The following is a 19,873-nucleotide window of genomic DNA, read 5'->3' as shown; positions in this document are numbered from 1 at the left end:
GGCCGAAAAGGCGCATTTTGGGGCACTTCCGGAAGCTTCGCGCGAACGGACCACGATGGGATGATGCGCAAGGGCTAGCCGCGAGCCGGGCCCGGAAATCTTAAGGACTGTTACAAGATGGAAAACCTACCTCTCGCCCAAACCGGCGCGGAATTGTCGATTTGGGCGCTGTTCTGGCAGGCCGGCTGGGTGGTCAAGCTGGTGATGCTGGGCCTGCTCGGCGCGTCGGTATGGACCTGGGCGATCATCGTCGACAAGCTGGTTGCCTACAACCGCATGCGCGCAGCGCTGAACCGCTTCGAACAGATCTTCTGGTCGGGCCAGTCGCTGGAAGAGCTCTATCGCAACCTTTCCGATCGCAAGACCACAGGCATGAGCGCGATCTTCGTCGCTGCCATGAAGGAGTGGAAGAAGAGTTTCGAGAAGGGCGCCAAATCGCCGCTGGCGCTGCAGACCCGTATCGACAAGGCAATGGACCTGGCGCTGACGCGCGAGATGGAGCGGCTGGAAGGCCGGCTCGGCTTCCTCGCCACCATCGGTTCGGCCGCCCCCTTCATCGGCCTGTTCGGCACCGTCGTCGGCATCATGACCTCGTTCCAGGCCATTGCTGGCTCGAAGTCGACCAACCTCGCCGTCGTCGCCCCCGGCATCGCCGAGGCACTGCTGGCAACCGCAATCGGCCTGCTCGCCGCTATTCCCGCGGTCATCGCCTACAACAAGCTGTCATCCGACGCCGGCAAGATCGGCATGCGCATGGAGGGCTTCTCGGACGAGTTCTCCGCCATACTGTCGCGCCAAATCGATGAAAAAGTCGCGCAGCGGGCCTGAGGAGTAGACCATGGGTATGTCAGTTAGCGCGGGCGGTTCGGGCCGCGGCGGGCGCGGCCACAGGCGGCGCGGCCGCCACCACGGCCTGATGTCCGAAATCAACGTCACGCCGTTCGTCGACGTGATGCTGGTGCTGCTCATCATCTTCATGGTGGCCGCACCGCTGATGACCGTCGGCGTGCCGATCGACCTGCCCGAGACCCAGGCCAAAGCGCTGAATTCGGAAACACAGCCGATCACCATCTCCATCAACGAGGCCGGCCAGATCCACATCCAGGAAACCGAGATCCCGATCGACGAGGTCGTCGCCAAGCTCGGCGCCATCGCCAAGGCCGGCTACGAGGAACGCATCTACGTGCGCGGCGACAAGACCGCCGACTACGGTACGGTGATGAAGGTCATGGCCCGTATCCAGGCCGCCGGCTACAACAAGATCGGCCTCGTTACGCTGCAGGAACAGGACCAGTAGCCCGCAAAATGAAGACCGGCCTCACGACATCTGTGGTTTTGCATGCGGCGGTGCTGGGTTTCGGCCTGTTCACCCTGTCGGCACCCAGCGCCCTCGAAGTCGCCGACGTCGAGGCGTTCCCGGTCGACATCGTGCCGGTGGAATCGATCACCCAGATCCAGAAGGGCGACAAGAAGGCCCCGGCCAACGAAAAGCCGGCGCCCAAGCCGACGAGCCGTCCCGACATCGTGCCGGACGCCCAGAATGTCGGCGACAACAAGACCGACAGCGACAAGCCGCCGACGCCCGAGCCGACGCAGAAGGAAGTGGACGTCGCCGCCGCACCGCCGCCCTCGCCCAAACCCGAGCCGAAGCCGACACCTGTCGAGCAGCCCAAGCCCGAGCCGGTGAAGCAGGCCGAGCCCAAGCCTGTGCCGGTACCCGCGACCGAAGTGACGCCGCAGCCCCAGCCCAAGCAGGAGGTCAAGCCCGACCCGGTTGCCGAGACCATCGTCTCCGACCAGGCCGAGGCGGAAGCCGTCAAGCTGCCCGAGAATGCGCCGGCGCCGGAAGCCAAGCCGCAGCCGCCCCAGGCCCAGACGGCCAAGACGCCCGAGCGCAAGCAGGAAGACAAGCAGACCCAGCAGGCATCGTCCAAGCCGAAGTCGGAAGAAAAGGAATTCAACGCCGACGAGGTTGCCGCCCTGCTCAACAAGCAGAAGCCATCCGGTGGCGGCGCCAAGCGCTCCACCGAACAGGCATCGCTTGGCGGCAAGAAGGACACCGGCGGCAACAAGCTGAGCCAGAGCGAGATGGATGCCCTGCGCGGTCAGGTCCAGCGTTGCTGGAATGTGCCGGCCGGCGCCATGGACGGCGGCGGGCTCAAAGTTTCCATTCAGTTCAATCTCACCCCTAGCGGCGAGGTCGAGGGACGGCCGGAGATCATCTCCGGTGGTGGTTCGGCCGGCATCGAGCGGGCGGCAGCCGAGTCGGCGCGCCGCGCGGTCCTCCAGTGTGCTCCGTACAATCTGCCGGCTGACAAATATGCCGGTGGCTGGGACCAAGTCATCGTCAATTTCGACCCGAGCGAAATGTTCTGAGCGCCAACACGCTCACCCGGAACTAAGAGGCCTGTCTAATGAAGCATGTAATCAAAGCGATCCTTCTGATCGGCGCCATGGCGAGCGGCATGACCGCGTTTGCGACCTTGCCTGCACGCGCGCTGGTCGAGATCGACGTCAACAAGGGCAATGTCGAGCCGCTGCCGATCGCCATCACCGATTTCCTGTCGGGTGATGCGATGGGCGCCGAGATCGCCGGCATCGTCGCCGCCGACCTGCAGCGGTCGGGCCTGTTCGCACCGATCGACAAGGGCGCCTTCATCGAGAAGATCTCCAACCCCGATGTTGCGCCGCGCTTCGAGGACTGGAAAGTCATCAATGCCCAGGCGCTGGTCACCGGCCGCGTCAGCCAGGAAGCGGACGGCAGGCTCAAGGCCGAGTTCCGGCTGTGGGACACCTTTGCCGGCCAGCAGCTTGCCGGCGAGCAGTTCTTCGCCAACAAGGCCAATTCGCGCCGCATCGCCCACATCATCGCCGATGCCATTTACGAGCGCCTGACCGGCGAGAAGGGTTACTTCGACACCCGCGTCGTGTTCATCGACGAGTCGGGCGCCAAGACCGCGCGCAAGAAGCGCCTCGCGATCATGGATCAGGACGGCGCCAATGTGCGCTACCTCTCCGATGGCCGCTCGATCGCCATGACCCCGCGCTTCTCGCCGACGCGCCAGGAAATCACCTACATGTCCTACGAAAGCGGTCAGCCGCAGGTCTACCTGCTGCAGATCGAGACCGGTCAGCGCGAACTCGTCGGCAACTTCCCCGGCATGACCTTTGCGCCGCGCTTTTCACCCGACGGCCAGAAGGTGATCATGAGCCTGCTGCGCGACGACGGCAATTCCAACATCTTCTCGATGGACCTGCGCAGCCGCACCACCACGCGCCTGACCAACTCCAGCGCCATCGACACCTCGCCGTCCTATTCGCCCGACGGTTCCAAGGTGGTCTTCACCTCCGACCGTGGCGGCCAGCCACAGATCTACGTCATGGGCGCCGACGGCTCGGGCCAGACCCGCGTTTCCTTCGGCGGCGGCAGCTACTCGACCCCGGTGTGGTCGCCGCGCGGCGACCTGATCGCCTTCACCAAGCAGTCGGGCGGCCAGTTCCAGATCGGCGTCATGAAGACCGACGGTTCGGGCGAGCGCATCCTGTCGACCGGATTCCAGCAGGAAGGCCCGACCTGGGCCCCGAACGGCCGCGTCGTGATGTTCTTCCGCGACCAGCCCGGCGGCGGCGGTCCCAAGCTCTACTCGGTCGACCTCACCGGCCGCAACGAGCAGGCGATCCCGACCTCGGGCTTTGCCTCCGACCCGGCATGGTCGCCGCTGCTCGACTAGGTGCACGGGCGCGAAGATCGGTTTCGATCTTCGCATCGGGCCAGGCACCCGTGTCAAAGTGTTACAGCGCCTTTGCGCGTCGCAGCTGACGCGCAGTGCCCCAGGGGCCTGTTGTTAACCTTCTCCGCTCAAGGCGCGACGAATGGACCAGGCGGCGTCATTTGACCAATGACGCCGCCTTTCTGCCGTATTTTCGCCTACGGTGCGCGGCGAAGTGCATGTTCGACGGCTGCCGCATGCGGGGACACTACAGCGAGCAGCAACGAAATTTTAACCACGTTTCTTGAATGCCGGTTAACCCCAACGTGGTTACTGGATGTTCAACGAAATCACTCGAATGCGAAGGAGAGGCGGGATGCGCCGTATCGCAAAATTTGCAACCAACCCCGTGGTCGTAGCCCTGATCGCCTCTCTGGCGATTGCAGGCTGCGCCTCGAAGAAGACCCCGAACAACGCGGCCGATCTCGGCCTCGGCGGCGGCGCCGGCTCGGCAACGCCGGGCTCGTCGCAGGACTTCACCGTCAATGTCGGCGACCGCATCTTCTTTGACACCGACTCCTCGTCGGTTCGCGCCGACGCCCAGGGCATCCTGAGCCGCCAGGCGCAGTGGCTGAACAAGTACGGCCAGTACGCAGTCGTTGTCGAAGGCCATGCCGACGAACGCGGCACCCGCGAATACAACCTGGCTCTCGGCGCACGTCGCGCCGCTGCCGCCCGCGACTACCTGATCTCGCAGGGCGTTGCCTCGAACCGCCTGAAGACGATCTCCTACGGCAAGGAACGTCCGGTCGCGGTTTGCGACGACATCTCCTGCTGGTCGCAGAACCGCCGCGCCGTCACGACGCTGTCGGGCGCCGGCAGCTGAGCTGCGCGAAGCCACTGAGTGGAATGAAAGGCGGTCTTCGGGCCGCCTTTTGCTTATCTGGCAGTCCGAAACAAAATTTGGCCGAAGTCTCCGGTCCTGATAAATGACGAGAGCGCATCGGCGCGAAGCAACCAAATTCTCTTCTACGGCGAGAGGCTAATGCATTTTCGATCAATCCTGAGTGGCACACTTGCCATCTTCCTTCTGTCGGGGGCCGCAGCGCACGCGCGCGACGGCATCGGCATCGACTTCCCCAAGATCGGCCTGCCGGGTGTTTTCGGCAGCAAGACGGAGAGCACCGAAGCTCCGATCCAGCTCGCCCAGGCGGGCGATCCGCGCGTCACCGCGCTCGAGGAGGAAATCCGCAAGCTCAACGGCTCCATCGAGGAGCTGAACTTCCAGATCCTGCAGATGCAGGAGCAGATGCGGAAGATGCAGGAAGACAACGAGTTCCGCTTCCAGGAGCTTGAGGGCGGCGGACAGAAGAAGTCCGACGCCTCCGGCAAGAGCAACAGCTCGATCGTTGAGGCGCCCACGGCGCCTCAACCCGGCGCGGCCCAGACGGCGACCGCTCCCGCCCCAGGCGCAAACAGCGTCGAAGACGTAATCACCGATTCCGGCACCGGTGAGCCCGGTGCGGTTGCCGGTGGCGGCACCGGCGCGCCGCCGACGACATTCGGCACCATCACCGTCGATGCCAATGGCAACGTCGTCTCGGAAACCACCAATCCGCAGGCCACTGCACCGGCCCAACCGCACGCGCCTGCCGCAACGCAACCGGCGCAACCGAAGAGCAATGGCACCGCTGTTGCCGCGTTGCCCGACACCAACGATCCGGACGAGCTTTACCGCAACTCCTACCAGTTCGTGCTTTCGGGCGACTACACCACCGCCGAACAGGGTTTTCGCGATCATATCTCGCGTTTCCCCGCCGATCCCAAGACGGCCGATGCCCGCTTCTGGCTGGGCGAGTCGCTTCTCGGCCAGAAGAAGTACCGCGACGCTGCCGAGATTTTCCTCAACGCCTCGAAGGAATATCCGAAGTCCAAGAAGGCGCCTGAAATGATGCTCAAGCTCGGCGTTTCGCTTGTCGGCCTGAAGCAGCGCGATGTTGCATGCGCCACCTTCGGCGAGATTGGCAAGCGCTATCCCGACGTCTCCGGCGCCATCAAGGAACGGGTCAAGCAGGAACGGGCTCTCGCCGCGTGCTGACGCAGCCGATCGACGCCGACTTCTTTGCAGACTTTTCCGAGTTCGACTTCGCCGCGCACGCAACGATCATCGCAGCGGCATCAGGCGGTAGCGACTCGACAGCGCTTCTCCTTCTTCTCAAATCCCATCTCGACAGGCATGCGCCGACGACGCGCTTGCAGGCGGTGACCGTCGACCACGCGCTACGCCCCGGTTCGGACGCCGAGGCCGACGCGGTTGGGCAGCTCTGCGCCCGCTTTGGCATTGCCCATCGCACGATGCACTGGACCGGCGACAAGCCGTCGACCGGCATCGCAGCCGCCGCGCGCAATGCGCGCTACGATCTGCTCGCGCAGGCAGCGCGCGAGGCGGGTGCGACGATCCTGGTCACCGGTCACACCGCCGACGACCAGGCCGAGACCGTGCTGATGCGCAGCGCGCGCGGCACGGGCCGCGGTGCCGCCGGCATGGCCTCGGCCACGCTTTTCGACGGCGACATCTGGATCGTCCGCCCGCTGCTCGGTCAGCGCCGCGAGCGGCTGCGCGACATGCTCAGGGCGCTCAGAACCAGCTGGATCGACGACCCCACCAACACCAATGACGCCTATGAGCGGCCACGCATGCGGCTGTCGCTGCAGAACCATGGCAGCCAGAGGATCGAGACCGCCCTGGGCGACGCCAGGCAGGCAGGCGCGGCGCGCACCAAACTGGGCGAGCGTGCGGCAGCGCTGATCGCCACCCATGCCAGTCGCGTCAGCCCGGGACTGAACCGTCTCGACCCGGCCTTCGCGGAGACACCTGACGGCGATGCGGCGGCCTACGCGCTGCGTGTGTTGATTGCGGTGTCAGGCGGCGTGCCGCATCTGCCTGACGAGGCACGCGTCCGCGACCTGCTGGAGCGTCTCGCCGATGGGCCGGCTAACAAAAAACCGGCCCGCGCCACATTGTCGCGCGCACTCGTCGACATCAGAAGCACAGGCATTTTCCTGCTGCGCGAGGGACGCGGATTGCCGCGGGCAACGCCGTTGGCGACGGGTCTGTGGGACGGCCGCTACCGGATTGCGGCCCCACAACCAGGACAGGCTGAAATGACCGTCGCACCACTCGGTTTGACGGCCGCCATCTCGATGGCGTCGGAGGCGAATGCACCGCAAAGTCTTGTCCGGGCGGCACTTCAGGCCGAGCCCGCCTTGTGGCGCGGCGAAACATTGGCGGGATTGGCGTTTCTAACAAATGCTGACGCGCTGGCCGGCCCTTGGGCGCGTTTCCTCCCCGGCTTCGACCTAGCTCCGGCTCAGGCTGTGTCAGAACTGATTGGCGGGCGAGCGATCCCGGCCTCGCCATGCCGTGGTCACATTGCTGTTTGACCTTAACCGAGACTTAGGGACGCGCTTGGCAATGTCCGAGGCCGTGCCTATGTTAGGGGCAAGCTTACTCTCACCATACGCGCCCCTCGTGGGCGCCAACGGGAAACTCGATGAATCCGAACTATCGCAACTTCGCGCTGTGGGCGATCATAGCCGTTCTGCTCATCGCCCTGTTCAATCTGTTCCAGACCCCGCAGACCCGCGGCGCGTCGAGCGAAGTGGCGTATTCGCAGTTCCTCCAGGATCTGGACTCCGGCCGCGTCAAGACAGTGACGATTGCCGGTGACCGCATCAGCGGTACCTATATCGACAACTCGACAGGCTTCCAGACCTACTCGCCGGGCGACGCGACGCTGGTGTCGCGCCTCGAGCAGAAGAACGTCACCATCAACGCCCGCCCTGAAAATGACGGTTCGGGCTCGATCTTCTCGGTACTCTTGTCCTGGCTGCCGATGATCCTGATCCTCGGCGTGTGGATTTTCTTCATGCGCCAGATGCAGTCGGGTTCCGGCCGCGCCATGGGCTTCGGCAAGTCCAAGGCCAAGCTTCTGACCGAAGCGCACGGCCGCGTCACCTTCGGCGATGTCGCCGGTGTCGACGAAGCCAAGGAGGACCTGGAAGAGATCGTCGAGTTCCTGCGCGACCCGCAGAAGTTCCAGCGCCTCGGCGGCAAGATCCCGCGCGGTGTGCTGCTCGTCGGCCCTCCCGGCACCGGCAAGACGCTGCTTGCCCGCTCGGTCGCCGGTGAAGCCAATGTGCCGTTCTTCACCATCTCGGGTTCTGACTTCGTGGAAATGTTCGTCGGCGTCGGTGCAAGCCGCGTCCGCGACATGTTCGAGCAGGCCAAGAAGAACGCGCCTTGCATCATCTTCATCGACGAAATCGACGCCGTCGGCCGCCATCGTGGCGCTGGCCTCGGCGGTGGCAACGACGAACGCGAGCAGACGCTGAACCAGTTGCTGGTCGAAATGGATGGCTTCGAGGCCAACGAGTCGATCATCCTGATCGCCGCGACCAACCGTCCCGACGTTCTCGATCCCGCGCTGCTGCGTCCGGGCCGCTTCGACCGCCAGGTCGTTGTGCCGAACCCGGACATCGTCGGTCGCGAGAAGATCCTCAAGGTTCACGTCCGCAACGTGCCGTTGGCGCCCAATGTCGATCTCAAGACGGTCGCACGCGGCACCCCCGGCTTCTCCGGCGCCGACCTGATGAACCTGGTCAACGAATCCGCCCTGATGGCTGCGCGCCGCAACAAGCGCCTGGTCACCATGCAGGAATTCGAGGACGCCAAGGACAAGATCATGATGGGCGCCGAGCGCCGCTCCTCGGCCATGACCCAGGCCGAGAAGGAGCTGACCGCCTATCACGAATCCGGCCACGCCATCCTGGCGCTCAACGTGCCGGCCGCCGACCCGCTGCACAAGGCGACCATCATCCCACGCGGCCGCGCGCTGGGCATGGTCATGCAGCTGCCGGAAGGCGACCGCTACTCGATGAGCTACAAGTACATGATCTCGCGTCTGGCGATCATGATGGGCGGTCGCGTGGCCGAGGAGTTCAAGTTCGGCAAGGAGAACATTACGTCCGGTGCCTCCTCCGACATCGAGCAGGCGACCAAGCTGGCGCGCGCCATGGTCACCCGCTGGGGCTTCTCCGACAAGCTTGGCCACGTCGCTTACGGCGACAACCAGGAAGAGGTGTTCCTCGGCCACTCGGTGGCCCGCACCCAGAACATCTCGGAAGAGACTGCCCAGATCATCGACGCCGAAGTGCGCCGCCTGATCGACGAGGCCTATTCGACGGCCAGGACCATCCTGACCAAGAAGAAGAAGGACTGGATCGCACTCGCCGAAGGCCTGCTCGAATACGAGACGCTGTCGGGCGAAGAGATCAAGCAGCTGATCGCCGGCAGCAAGCCCGCCCGCGACATGGGTGACGACACCCCGCCGTCGCGCGGCTCGGCCGTGCCGAAGGCCGGTTCGACCCGCGGCAAGAAGAAGGGTTCGGAGCCCGAAGGCGGCATGGAACCCCAGCCGTCGAGCTGAGGCCCGGACACCGGTACTGAATGAAAACGCCGTCGAGGAAACTCGGCGGCGTTTTTGCATTCTGGGCGGTCGCAGACTGCCTCCAAGCAGATGATCGTTTCCGCCAAGTTTTCGCCGAAGTCATCGGCACGCTGCCGCCAATGTTCGGGCACGCATCCGAATCGCATCCGGTCGGCAGACCGCCAGAAAGCGGAACAGATCATGGTCGCATCGCGTCGTTCATTGCTCAAACTGGGATTGACCGGCATGCTTATCCCTCAGCGATCCTTGGCCTTTGCGGTCGACGCAAGGAACCCGTCTTTCGAAGACTGGCGCCGCGACTTCGCAGCCGGCATTCCTGCACGGATGAAGGCGGCAAACGTCGTGGGCGCGGCCGTTGCAATCGCATCCAGGGAAAACATCACGCTCTTCGCCGAGGCCTTCGGCTTCGCCGACCTGAAACAGCAGCGAAAGCTCACCACCGACACCCCGATGCACCTGGCGTCCATAAGCAAGCTTTTCACGGCCACCGCCCTGGTGCAGCTGTTCGAACGCAAGGGTCTCGACCTGCAGGGCGACGTCAGCGGGTTCATCGATTTTCAGGTCCGCAACCCGCACCATCCACAGTTGCCGATCACGCCACACCACCTTTTGACCCACACATCGAGCATTTTCGACGAAGGCCATGGCGACGTTTCTTTCCCGGGCGATCCCACGCAGAGCCTGTCGGACTTCCTGCGGAACTATCTTGTGAGTGGCGGCCGCGCTTATGCACCCGGGACATCCTTCCTCCAGGCAGAGCCGGGCACAAAGTGGGAATACAGCAACGTCGCCATTGCGCTCGCCGGCTACGTCGTCGAACGCGTCAGCGGGACGAGCTTCCCGGCTTACGTCAAGGAGAACATTCTCGACCCGATCGGCGTCAGCAATGCCCATTGGTATCTAAGGCAATTTCAGCCCGATGTGCTTGCCAAGCCCTACAGCTTCCAGGACGGCACGTTCGTCGAACTGCCGCAGCAGGGTTATCCCGACGTTCCGGCCGGAATGCTACGCTGCTCGGTGAGCGACCTCGTCAAGTCGCTGCATGCCATGCTGGGGGGAAGCCATAATGCCGTCCTGTCCCAGCGAGCATCCGCCGAAATGCTGCGCAGGCAGCTCGACCCGAAGATCTACCCTTATCAAGGGCTCGGCTGGACCGAAGAGGAAAGTGCCAGCCGCAAGGTCGTCGGCCACACAGGCAGCGACAACGGCGCCTCCAACATCGTGGCGCTGTCGGAGGACCAGAACCACGTGGCGGCACTTCTCATGAACAACGATGGCACTCCGGAGAGCGGCGCGTTCCGGGCGTCGGTGATCGACGACCTACTGGCCGGCGCGAAACTTGCGACGTGAGTCGGAAGCGTTCTCAGGGAACCGCCGCTGAGGACACCCAGCGGCGGTTCCGTATCTTCGGTGCAGCAGCCGGTGCGATGCTCAGTTTCGGCTGCCCAGCGCCACCCGGCATGCCAGCCCGGCAAAGACACTGGCGAGGAAATATTGAGGCAGCCTGCCCAGCCGCACCAATCCGCATGCCCGCTGGCGCAGGTGGCTGCTCAGCAGGATGACCGAGCCGTTGACGATAAAGCCGATCCCGTTGAGCACGGTCGCCAGCACCAGCGTCTGCACGATCATCGATCCGGTGTCGGGACGAATGAACTGCGGAAACAGCGCCAGCACGAACAACGCCATCTTGGGGTTGAGCAGGTTGCTGGCAAGCCCTGCGCCGAGGATGCGCCTTGACGAGAACCGCTTGAGACCGGACGTCGGCGCAAAGGCCGAGGTCTCGGAGCGCAGCGTCTTCCAGGCAAGGTAGAGCAGATAGGCGCAACCGGCCCAGCGCACGATCTCGTAGGCGACAGGCACTGCCACAAACAGCTGCGAAAGCCCGAGGGCCGCGGCCAGCGCATGGCAATAGGTGCCGAGCGCGATGCCGAGATAGGTCAGGAAACCCGCCGAGCGCCCCTGGCTGATGCTGCGCGAGGCGATGAGCAGCATGTCGGGACCGGGCGTGGCGGTCAGAACCACCGATGCGGCGGCAAAAAGCATAAGTGTGGAGAGATCCGGCATATCGTGTTCCTTCGAGTGAGCCGGAGTTCCTGTCTAGCTGGATTCAAGGAATTGGCAAGGTGGCGCCTTCTGCATCTGCGCCCGCCAGCTAAGCAACATCTGCAACCGGTGCGATATGGATTCTGTCGGGCTCCAACAATCGGTCTGCCCAAATTTGAGCCGCGCCACGTTTGTAGCCTGGCATCAGGGGGGCCGACAAAAGCTCACCCACCTTCAAGTCGGGGAGACTGCCGCGAAAAACCCCAACCCTTTTCTAAGCTTTTGTGACATAAAATCACCAAATGTGATGCGTTGGTCGGCCCGCGTTGTGGCAAAGCAGGCGCGGGTGGACTCCACGGGGACAGGCTAACATGGCTGGACGCTATTTCGGCACCGACGGCATTCGCGGACGGGCCAACAAATTTCCGATGACCGCTGAGGTTGCGATGAAGGTCGGCATGGCTGCCGGCCTGTCATTCCAGCGCGGCAATCACCGCCACCGCGTCGTGCTTGGCAAAGACACGCGCCTGTCGGGCTACATGATCGAGAACGCGCTGGTGTCGGGCCTGTGCGCCGCTGGCATGGACGTGTTCCTGCTCGGCCCGATCCCGACGCCGGCTGTCGCCATGCTTGTGCGTTCGCTGCGCGCCGACATCGGCGTGATGATCTCGGCATCGCACAATCCCTACCACGACAACGGCATCAAGCTGTTCGGCCCGGACGGCTACAAGCTCTCCGACGAGATCGAGGAACGCATCGAGGCGATGCTCGACCAGGATGTCGAGGCGCTGCTCGCCGATTCCGACGGGCTCGGCCGGGCAAAGCGCGTTGATGGCGTGCATGACCGCTACATCGAATTCGCCAAGCGCACCCTGCCGCGCTCGATGTCTCTGTCGGGCCTGCGCATCGTCGTCGACTGCGCCAACGGCGCAGCCTACAAGGTAGCGCCTGCCGCCCTTTGGGAACTCGGCGCCGAGGTGATCCCGATCAATGTCGAGCCCAACGGCTTCAACATCAACGCCGAATGCGGCTCGACCCATCCGGCCGGCCTGCAAAAGAAGATCCACGAGGTTCGCGCCGACATCGGCATCGCGCTTGACGGCGACGCCGACCGCGTCGTCATCGTCGACGAAAACGGCACCGTCGTCGACGGCGATCAGATCATGGCGCTGATCGCGCAATCCTGGCAGCAGAGCGGCCGTCTCGCCGGCGGCGGCGTCGTGGCGACCGTGATGTCGAACCTCGGCCTGGAGCGCTATCTCGGCGAGCTCAACCTCGAACTGCATCGCACCAAGGTCGGCGACCGCTATGTCGTCGAGCACATGCGCACGCATGGCCTGAACATCGGCGGCGAGCAGTCGGGCCACATCGTTTTGACCGATTACTCGACCACGGGCGACGGGCTGGTGGCGGCGCTGCAGGTGCTTGCCTGCATCAAGCGCTCCAACAAGCCGATGAGCGAGCTCAGCCGCACCTTCGAGCCGGTGCCGCAGTTGCTCAAGAACGTCCGCTTCTCCGGCGGCAAGCCGCTTGAGGAGACACTGGTGAAGGCGGCGATCGAAGACGGCCGCAACCGGCTGGGCAAGACCGGTCGTCTGGTGATCCGCCCGTCGGGCACCGAGCCCCTGATCCGCGTGATGGCCGAAGGCGACGACCCGCAACTTGTCGAAACCGTGGTCAACGACATCGTCGGCGTCATATCGGAAAGCCGCTCGGCCGCCTGAGCCGAGATATCTGAGAGACACTGAAAGGCCCGCCTCCGGCGGGCTCAGACTGCTGACGAACCCCGTCGAATTTCGGCGGGGTTTTGTTTTGTGGGTTGATTGAGCTTTTGGCTTGATTTCGGGGAGCAGATGCCAGGGCCGTTGCGAGCCCGCTTTGGCCTCATGCGAGGCTTGGTTTTGGCTTTGGCCAGAGGCTGATTGCGATCTTTTTCATGTTTTGGGCGGCGGCTGCGATCAGGCACTGGCAGGCGACGCGTGTTCGCCCTCGGAAGCGTGCATAGCGATGGCCGAAGAGCTGCTTGGCATCGGCGAAGGATCGCTCGACCGTCTCCTTGCGGCGTCGATAGATCGCCTTGCCCCATGCGGTTAAGCGGTTGGCATCGACCCGCTCGCGGACATCCTGCCAGACATGGCGCGTGATGGTGCGCTCGGCCTTGGCGTTTGATGTGCAAGACGCCAGCAGCGGACAGTTGCGGCAGATCGTCGGGTCGCTCTTGTAGTGGCGATAACCGCCGCGATCGGTGGTGGCGTAAGTGAGCAACTGGCCCTGCGGGCAACGATAGCCGTCAAGGTCCGGCTCATGGACGAAAGCGCCCTTCCTCATCTTGCCAGGCTTTGGCCGGGGCGGGTTGCGATAGCCGACGACACCCTGGATGTTCCTGTCCTCCAGGCCCTTGGCGATGCCTGGCGTGGCATAGCCGGCATCCAGCCCCGCCGCCGTGACGTCGAAGCCGAAACGCTCCACCTGGCGGTCGAGCCGGTCGAGATAGACGATCGAGTCATGCACGTTGGCCGGCGTGGCAAACGTGTCGGTGATGATGCCGAAGCCGCCATCCACCGTGCGGTGATCGAGATAAAAGAAGCCCTTCGGCTTGCCCTCGCGCACCATATAGCCTGCCTCAGGATCGGTGCGCGAGACCTTCGTCTCTTTCACCGCAGGCTGCCGCTCCTGCTCCTTCAGCGCCTTCTGGCCGTGCAGCGCCCGTTCGGCATCGATCGCCCGGTCGAGTTCGCCCCAGTAGTCGGCACGCGACTTGGCGACCATGGCAAGGTCGTACTTGCCCTTGTTGGCATTGGCCTTCAGGTGCGTGCTGTCGGTGTAGAGCACCGTGCCGTCGACCAAGCCTGCCCCGATCGCCTGCTCGACAATGCGGTCGAAGATCGCCTGCGCGATCGTCTCGTCCTGGTAGCGCCGGCGGCGGTTCTGCGACAATGTCGAGGCGTCGAACACCTTGTCCGTCAGCTTCAGCCGCAGGAACCACCGGTAGGCGACATTGACCTCGATCTCTCGCACCAATTGCCGCTCCGAGCGCACCCCGAACAGGTAGCCGATGAACAGCGCCTTGAACATCAAGGTCGGATCGAGTGGCGGGCGACCATTGTCGGCGCAGTAAAGCGGCGCTGTCAGATCGTGGATGAACGAGAAATCGATAACACCATCGATCTTGCGCAGAAGGTGATCAACTGGAACCAGTTGATCAAGCGTGACGATCTCAAGTGCGGTTTGTTCAGGGCCAGCTCGCTTCAACATCACACACTGAATCACAAACCCCCAACTCTCGCCAGGGGTTTGTCAGCAGTCTGGGCCCGCCTCCGGCGGGCTTTTTGTTGTTCAAAAGCTTGAGGCCACAACCTCGGCAACCATTGAGCGCAGGCAAACGTGGTTAATCGCCAAGGTTAAGCGGGCCTTAACCTATACCAAGCATTATCCATCCCGGTTAGTGACGTCGGGCGCGTAGCGGGTCCGCAAGTATAGGGTTATGGGCAATGTTCAATATTGGAAGGAACGCATTATTCGCCGCGCTGCTCGTCGGGGTCGCCGGGCCGGCTTTCGCCGCCGACATGCCCGAGCCGATCATCGAGGTCGAGCAGCCATCCTATGGCGGCTGGTACCTGCGCGGCCACATCGGCATGAGCAACCAGCGCATCAAGCGACTGGAATCGCCGCTGTTCGACATCCCGTTCGAACATGGCTGGTACGATGACGGCAGCTTCGGCTCGGCGCCGACTTTCGGCCTCGGCGTCGGCTATCAGTTCAACGACTTCCTGCGTGGCGACATCACCGCGGAGTATCGCGGCGCGGCGGACTTCACCGCACAGGACTGGCTGAGGGCCACGGCTCCCGGTGATCCGGTAACAACCAACAACTATCGCGGCAGAAAGTCGGAATGGCTGTTCCTGGCCAACGCCTATGCCGATGTCGGCACGTTCTATGGCATCACGCCATATGTCGGTGCGGGTATCGGCGCGTCGCGCAACACGATCTCCAGCTTCACCGACACCAACCCGCAGACGGGCGGTGGCGCCTATGCCGCCGACAAGTCGCGCTGGGATCTCGCCTGGGCACTTCATGCCGGCCTCGGCATCAAGGCCACCGAGCGCATGACCATCGACCTCGGCTACAGCTTCGTCAATCTCGGCGACGGCCAGACCGGTGAGCTGAAGAACGTCGACCCGTCCTTCCCCTTCCCACCTGCCAATGACGGCATCCGCTTCAAGGACATCACCTCGCACGACTTCAAGCTTGGTGTCCGCTACTCGCTGAACTAAGCGTCCAAGCGGATTTTCCTGACGCCAAACCGCCCGGCTCGCCGGGCGGTTTTTCTTTGCGGCGACGTCCGCAAACACCAGCTAACCATCTGTTATCCTTAACTGTGACTTAACCTCTATGGTTAATGATGAGGTGAACGGCTGCTGGGCTCATCGGCAACATCTGGCGCCATTTCGGGAGAATGCGATCATGACCTTGACGTCTCGCATAGCGCTGGCACTGGCCGCGACCATGCTTTGGCCACTCGCAGCCGGCGCTGCCGACTACGACCCGCCAATCGCCATCGACGAGGCCCCGGAATATGTCCCGGTCGAAGTCGGTTCCGGCTGGTACCTGCGCGGCGACGTCGGCTACAACATCACCAAGTCGCCCTACGACTTCACGCTGTTCGGTGTTGAATCCGACAGCACCAGCATCACCGGCAGCATCGGTGCGGGCTATCATTTCAGTGACTTCCTGCGCGGTGAGCTCAATGTCGGCTTCCTGGGCACCGACAGTTTCAGCGCTTCGGATGCCGACACCACCGTCTCGCTGAAGAACAGCTTCTGGAACGGCATGGCAAATGTCTATGCCGATCTCGGCACCGTCGCCGGCTTCACGCCCTATGTCGGCGCCGGCCTGGGCCTGATCTATTCAAGCCAGCGCGTGAGCATCGACGATGTCGACCCGACACTCGACTTCTATGCCCGCGACGCGCAATACAAGGTCGCATACTCGGTCGGCGCCGGTGTCGCATATCGCGTCGCCCAGAACACCTCAATCGACGTCGGCTACCAGTATCTGAGTGCGCCCGATCTGGAATATATGGATTTCAGCACGCTCACCACCAAGAAGGGCCTCGACTACCACCAGGTCAAGGTCGGCCTGCGCTACGATCTTTGGTAAGCGCCTGATCTCCCCTGGATGATGACAGCGGCGGGCAAAGGCCCGCCGTTTGCTTTCTGGAAGCGCTGCGTTCTCTCGAAGAAGCCAGCCGTGCCTCACATCTGGCTTTTTGCTGTCGGGATGCATGAGGCGCCGCGCTTGAGATCGTATATTCTGACGGTCGGCGCAACGAAGCCGTAGTCCCCATAGAGCCGGGAAATCGTTGCGACAGCATACCCGTCGAGGCAATGGAACATCGATGCCAGCTCGTAGACTTGCGAGCCTTGAGCTCTCAGCTCGCCACCGCGCAAATAGCGCTCGAATCTGAGCGACAGCAGATAGTCATACGAGGCCAGCGCTTCATAGTCCCATGTCTGCGCCACTGGATGACCGATCGGATAGTCGGAGATCACATTGGTCATCCCGTTTGCCGTCAGGAATTCGACTGCCCTCGTCCGCGTGTCCTTGCCGGGATTCATGTTCCGAACATAGGAAATCCCCGCATGTGCTGTGACCGTCAGCGCAACAAGGGCCAACACCATGGCGCCGGCTCGGCTTCGAATGGCGACTGAGCGCGAGCAGGCAATCCCAGCGGCGAGCAGGAAATAGATGACAACTGGAAGCACATAGCGCATCTGCCCCACGATCTTGAGCGGCGAGAGCTCAAGCGCGAACAACCATATGATCGCGGCCGCCGCGAAGGCTGCCACTTGCCGGTCTCGGTCCTTCACCAGCGCCAAACAGATTGCCCCGAGACCTATCAGAAACGTCATCGCCGTGATGCTTGGAAGCAGGTGGTGACGCAGATGGGTGAATCCATAGCCTGCCCAGACCCATTCCTTGAGGTCATGACCATCCTCGGCATGCCTGAGTTCCCTTGCGAGGCCAGTCAACACATCGCCAAGACCGGTTCCGCTTTCGCCCGCGAAGGAGACGAGCAGAACGGCGAGAATGGTGGCGGCGCCCGCGACGACCACCAATGCGCCCCCCCTCTCGCCTAACCGGCAGTACCACAGGGCAAACGCGAACAACCCGACGCTGTTCAGGAAACCAACATACTTGGCAGACGGCGCAAGACCGAGAGCAATGCCCAAATAGATCAGATTGTGCAGGTCGGTTCTTTCCGCAACCCGCACCAGCGCGTGGAGGCCAAGGCAAATGGCGAACACGAGCAACGCATCTTCCTTGAAGTAATGGGCGTGCACGGCGATTGCCGGAGACGACGCGAAAACGCAACTCCAGATAACGGACTGCAGGCGATCGACGTAGCGCGCCATGACAAGGTAGAAAAGCGCGCTTGCGGCCGTCATTGCCATGACACTGACGAAGCGGCCGGCCCAAAGCTGATCGAGGTCGCTGGAAGCCGACACGAGCCACACAACGCCCCTCGCCAGAACGATCAGCAACGGTGGGTGGAAATAATTGTTGGGCTTGTCCGCGACCAGTGCCACCTTCGTTGGTTCGTCGACATGGGCGCCATAGAGGAAGTCGAGATTGTAGAATCCAAGGGCCAGAGAAATGCCGACGATTGCAGCCAGTGAAGCCACGGTCACGGCTTGCGGACGAGCGGCAATCAGCCCCTGAAACCGCAGTCCGAGTGAAAACACGTGAGCCACGAACCACCCCGCCAATGCAAGCCCCGCAAACCGATGCCCGTTCTGCGTTAATTCCAATCGCCGCACAACCGCTGACCTAAACCGGTCTTCCCTGTGGCCACAAAGAGCGTTGGAGGCATTTCCGCCACCTCCCACCAGCCACTTCGTTATTGCAATTTCATCTTTCGGAATTTACGATTCTCTAAATTAGACTTTGCTTGGGGGCGGACTTGCGTGAACAACTTCCGAAACGAGGGCGGCGGCCGGTGGGGACCGAGGCCGTGCATATGAGGTTTCCATCGACCGTGCTGGACGCCGTGGACGAATATCGCCGCAACAAGCAGAGCGACGCCAGCCGGCAGGAAGCCATCCGGGAGTTGCTGCACGACCATCTGGTCCATGCGGGCTATCTGCCGGCAGAGTAGGTGGCGATTGCGGGCATGCCTGGTCGGCGACCAGCGCTGCCTCCGCACCTTCAGGGCATGTCCTCTTTGCGACAGAAACTTTCCTCTTGACGCTCGAACGCTAAACGCATATCGCCGTCCGTGGGCCACCCCTCCCCAACGAGGGGCCAACTATCTGGAAGGATAGAACCACGATGACGATCGTCGCCAAGCCCGGACTCCGTCCGGCAAACCCCAATTTCTCCTCAGGTCCCTGCGCAAAACGTCCCGGCTGGTCGCTCCAGGCCCTCGCTGACGCGCCGCTCGGCCGCTCGCACCGTGCCAAGATCGGCAAGACCAAGCTCGAGCAGGCCATCGCGCTGACCCGCGAAGTTCTCCAGGTCCCATCGGACTACCGCATCGGCATCGTTCCGGCTTCCGACACCGGCGCCGTCGAGATGGCGATGTGGTCGCTGCTCGGAGAACGTGGCATCGACATGGTCGCCTGGGAATCCTTCGGCGCCGGCTGGGTCACCGACGTTGTCAAGCAGCTCAAGATCGAAGGCGTCCGCAAGGTCGAGGCGCCTTATGGCGAGCTGCCGGATCTCACCAAGGTCGATTTCGACCGCGACGTCGTCTTCACCTGGAATGGCACGACCTCGGGCGTGCGCGTCGCCAATGGCGATTTCATCCCGGCCGACCGCAAGGGCTTGACCATCTGCGACGCCACTTCGGCGGCCTTCGCCCAGAAGCTCGACTTCCAGAAGCTCGACGTCGTCACCTTCTCCTGGCAGAAGGTGCTGGGCGGCGAAGGCGCCCACGGCATGCTGATCCTCAGCCCGCGCGCCGTCGAGCGGCTCGAGACCTATAAGCCGGCCTGGCCGCTGCCCAAGATCTTCCGCCTGACCTCGGGCGGCAAGCTGATCGAAGGCATCTTCAAGGGTGAGACGATCAACACGCCGTCGATGCTGTGCGTCGAGGACTACCTCGATGCGCTGAACTGGGCCAAGGGCCTCGGCGGCCTCGATGCCCTGGTTGCCCGCGCCGACGCGAACTTCGCGGCCATCGACGCGTTCGTCGAAAAGTCCGGCTGGCTCGCCAACCTGGCCGTCGTTGCGGAGACGCGTTCCAACACCTCGGTCTGCCTGTCGATCGTCGACCCTGAGGTCGCCGCTCTCGACAAGGACGGTCAGGCGGCCTTCGCCAAGGGCATGGTTTTAGCGCTGGAAAAGGAAGGCGTCGCCTTCGACATCGGCGCCTATCGCGACGCGCCTCCCGGCCTGCGCATTTGGGCCGGCGCCACCGTCGAGACGTCCGATCTGGTGGCGCTGATGCCCTGGCTCGACTGGGCCTTCGCCAACCAGAAGGCAGCGCTCAAGGCTGCGGCCTGACGCCCTTGCCCTCCCCCGCGCGGGGGAGGTCGATCCGCACGGCGGATTGGGATTGGGGGCGCTTCAGACTTTGCTCCCATCCCCGCGTTCAACCCATTCCCC

17 protein-coding genes are annotated in these 19,873 nt (G+C 63.2%); 14 read left to right on the top strand and 3 right to left on the bottom strand.

Going from position 1 to position 19,873, the window contains the following annotated elements; translation table 11 throughout:
• The first annotated feature begins 117 nt into the window (after nt 1–117).
• From tolQ to SLT36_RS06275, 9 genes are all read left to right on the top strand, one after another.
• The gene (tolQ, locus tag SLT36_RS06315; protein WP_067956800.1) at nt 118–828 is read left to right on the top strand and encodes a protein TolQ; all 711 of its coding nucleotides are present in this window, start codon (nt 118–120) and stop codon (nt 826–828) included.
• Between the two features lie 10 nt (nt 829–838).
• On the top strand, nt 839–1,297 hold the full coding sequence (gene tolR / locus SLT36_RS06310) for a protein TolR (RefSeq protein ID WP_067956797.1): 459 nt from the start codon (nt 839–841) through the stop codon (nt 1,295–1,297).
• Between the two features lie 8 nt (nt 1,298–1,305).
• Entirely contained in the window at nt 1,306–2,376 is a 1,071-nt protein-coding gene (locus SLT36_RS06305) for a hypothetical protein (protein ID WP_115730432.1), read from the top strand.
• A gap of 38 nt (nt 2,377–2,414) precedes the next feature.
• Entirely contained in the window at nt 2,415–3,731 is a 1,317-nt protein-coding gene (tolB, locus tag SLT36_RS06300; RefSeq protein ID WP_067956791.1) for a Tol-Pal system beta propeller repeat protein TolB, read from the top strand.
• A 355-nt stretch (nt 3,732–4,086) separates the two neighbouring features.
• Nucleotides 4,087–4,596 carry a peptidoglycan-associated lipoprotein Pal gene (pal, locus tag SLT36_RS06295; protein WP_115730431.1) on the top strand — a complete coding sequence of 170 codons (510 nt, stop codon included), beginning with the start codon at nt 4,087–4,089 and terminating at the stop codon, nt 4,594–4,596.
• A 159-nt stretch (nt 4,597–4,755) separates the two neighbouring features.
• Nucleotides 4,756–5,808: a tol-pal system protein YbgF gene (gene ybgF / locus SLT36_RS06290; RefSeq protein WP_432286346.1), complete on the top strand. Its 1,053-nt coding sequence runs from the start codon at nt 4,756–4,758 to the stop codon at nt 5,806–5,808.
• Nucleotides 5,802–7,154 carry a tRNA lysidine(34) synthetase TilS gene (tilS, locus tag SLT36_RS06285; RefSeq protein ID WP_432286345.1) on the top strand — a complete coding sequence of 451 codons (1,353 nt, stop codon included), beginning with the start codon at nt 5,802–5,804 and terminating at the stop codon, nt 7,152–7,154. The genes ybgF and tilS overlap by 7 nt, the downstream gene beginning before the upstream one ends.
• Before the next feature lie 110 nt (nt 7,155–7,264).
• A complete protein-coding gene (gene ftsH, locus SLT36_RS06280; RefSeq protein WP_067956781.1) occupies nt 7,265–9,199 on the top strand; it encodes an ATP-dependent zinc metalloprotease FtsH in 1,935 nt (644 codons plus the stop codon).
• Nucleotides 9,200–9,400: 201 nt separating this feature from the next.
• Entirely contained in the window at nt 9,401–10,570 is a 1,170-nt protein-coding gene (locus SLT36_RS06275; RefSeq protein WP_432286344.1) for a serine hydrolase domain-containing protein, read from the top strand.
• Between the two features lie 81 nt (nt 10,571–10,651).
• Here SLT36_RS06275 and SLT36_RS06270 read toward each other — a convergent pair whose 3' ends face one another.
• Complete coding sequence (locus SLT36_RS06270) at nt 10,652–11,284, bottom strand: LysE family translocator (RefSeq protein ID WP_432286343.1); 633 nt, start codon at nt 11,282–11,284, stop codon at nt 10,652–10,654.
• A 350-nt stretch (nt 11,285–11,634) separates the two neighbouring features.
• On the opposite strand from SLT36_RS06270, the gene glmM reads away from it, so the two are divergent.
• Nucleotides 11,635–12,987, top strand: a complete 1,353-nt coding sequence (gene glmM / locus SLT36_RS06265) for a phosphoglucosamine mutase (protein ID WP_432286342.1) — start codon at nt 11,635–11,637, stop codon at nt 12,985–12,987.
• 160 nt (nt 12,988–13,147) lie between these two features.
• Here the strand turns inward: glmM and SLT36_RS06260 are convergent, their stop codons facing one another.
• Complete coding sequence (locus tag SLT36_RS06260) at nt 13,148–14,518, bottom strand: IS1182 family transposase (RefSeq protein ID WP_432283660.1); 1,371 nt, start codon at nt 14,516–14,518, stop codon at nt 13,148–13,150.
• A gap of 236 nt (nt 14,519–14,754) precedes the next feature.
• Here SLT36_RS06260 and SLT36_RS06255 point away from each other — a divergent pair, with 236 nt between their 5' ends.
• Nucleotides 14,755–15,537, top strand: coding sequence for an outer membrane protein (locus tag SLT36_RS06255; RefSeq protein WP_432286341.1), 783 nt, complete (start codon nt 14,755–14,757; stop codon nt 15,535–15,537).
• A 190-nt stretch (nt 15,538–15,727) separates the two neighbouring features.
• The gene (locus SLT36_RS06250; RefSeq protein ID WP_067956766.1) at nt 15,728–16,423 is read left to right on the top strand and encodes an outer membrane protein; all 696 of its coding nucleotides are present in this window, start codon (nt 15,728–15,730) and stop codon (nt 16,421–16,423) included.
• Between the two features lie 95 nt (nt 16,424–16,518).
• On the opposite strand, the gene SLT36_RS06245 is transcribed toward SLT36_RS06250, so the two are convergent.
• Nucleotides 16,519–18,018 carry an ArnT family glycosyltransferase gene (locus SLT36_RS06245; RefSeq protein ID WP_432286340.1) on the bottom strand — a complete coding sequence of 500 codons (1,500 nt, stop codon included), beginning with the start codon at nt 18,016–18,018 and terminating at the stop codon, nt 16,519–16,521.
• 266 nt (nt 18,019–18,284) lie between these two features.
• Between SLT36_RS06245 and SLT36_RS06240 the strand changes: the two genes are divergently transcribed.
• Both SLT36_RS06240 and SLT36_RS06235 read left to right on the top strand, forming a co-directional pair.
• Nucleotides 18,285–18,422 (top strand): hypothetical protein, encoded by a 138-nt coding sequence (locus tag SLT36_RS06240; RefSeq protein ID WP_169808307.1) that lies wholly within the window; start codon nt 18,285–18,287, stop codon nt 18,420–18,422.
• A gap of 173 nt (nt 18,423–18,595) precedes the next feature.
• Nucleotides 18,596–19,771, top strand: a complete 1,176-nt coding sequence (locus SLT36_RS06235; RefSeq protein WP_432286339.1) for a phosphoserine transaminase — start codon at nt 18,596–18,598, stop codon at nt 19,769–19,771.
• Nucleotides 19,772–19,873 lie beyond the last annotated feature (102 nt).

This window comes from Aminobacter sp. BA135, assembly GCF_050859125.1.
In the GTDB taxonomy this organism is placed as follows: domain Bacteria; phylum Pseudomonadota; class Alphaproteobacteria; order Rhizobiales; family Rhizobiaceae; genus Aminobacter; species Aminobacter ciceronei.
This window is presented reverse-complemented; position numbering and strand designations above follow the sequence as displayed.

Bases quoted from the DNA above. Each gene is read 5' to 3' on its own strand.
- tolQ (WP_067956800.1), top strand. From the start codon at position 118: ATGGAAAACCTACCTCTCGCCCAAACCGGCGCGGAATTGTCGATTTGG.
- tolR (WP_067956797.1), top strand. From the start codon at position 839: ATGGGTATGTCAGTTAGCGCGGGCGGTTCGGGCCGCGGCGGGCGCGGC.
- SLT36_RS06305 (WP_115730432.1), top strand. From the start codon at position 1,306: ATGAAGACCGGCCTCACGACATCTGTGGTTTTGCATGCGGCGGTGCTG.
- tolB (WP_067956791.1), top strand. From the start codon at position 2,415: ATGAAGCATGTAATCAAAGCGATCCTTCTGATCGGCGCCATGGCGAGC.
- pal (WP_115730431.1), top strand. From the start codon at position 4,087: ATGCGCCGTATCGCAAAATTTGCAACCAACCCCGTGGTCGTAGCCCTG.
- ybgF (WP_432286346.1), top strand. From the start codon at position 4,756: ATGCATTTTCGATCAATCCTGAGTGGCACACTTGCCATCTTCCTTCTG.
- ftsH (WP_067956781.1), top strand. From the start codon at position 7,265: ATGAATCCGAACTATCGCAACTTCGCGCTGTGGGCGATCATAGCCGTT.
- SLT36_RS06275 (WP_432286344.1), top strand. From the start codon at position 9,401: ATGGTCGCATCGCGTCGTTCATTGCTCAAACTGGGATTGACCGGCATG.
- SLT36_RS06270 (WP_432286343.1), bottom strand. From the start codon at position 11,284: ATGCCGGATCTCTCCACACTTATGCTTTTTGCCGCCGCATCGGTGGTT.
- glmM (WP_432286342.1), top strand. From the start codon at position 11,635: ATGGCTGGACGCTATTTCGGCACCGACGGCATTCGCGGACGGGCCAAC.
- SLT36_RS06260 (WP_432283660.1), bottom strand. From the start codon at position 14,518: ATGTTGAAGCGAGCTGGCCCTGAACAAACCGCACTTGAGATCGTCACG.
- SLT36_RS06255 (WP_432286341.1), top strand. From the start codon at position 14,755: ATGTTCAATATTGGAAGGAACGCATTATTCGCCGCGCTGCTCGTCGGG.
- SLT36_RS06250 (WP_067956766.1), top strand. From the start codon at position 15,728: ATGACCTTGACGTCTCGCATAGCGCTGGCACTGGCCGCGACCATGCTT.
- SLT36_RS06240 (WP_169808307.1), top strand. From the start codon at position 18,285: ATGAGGTTTCCATCGACCGTGCTGGACGCCGTGGACGAATATCGCCGC.
- SLT36_RS06235 (WP_432286339.1), top strand. From the start codon at position 18,596: ATGACGATCGTCGCCAAGCCCGGACTCCGTCCGGCAAACCCCAATTTC.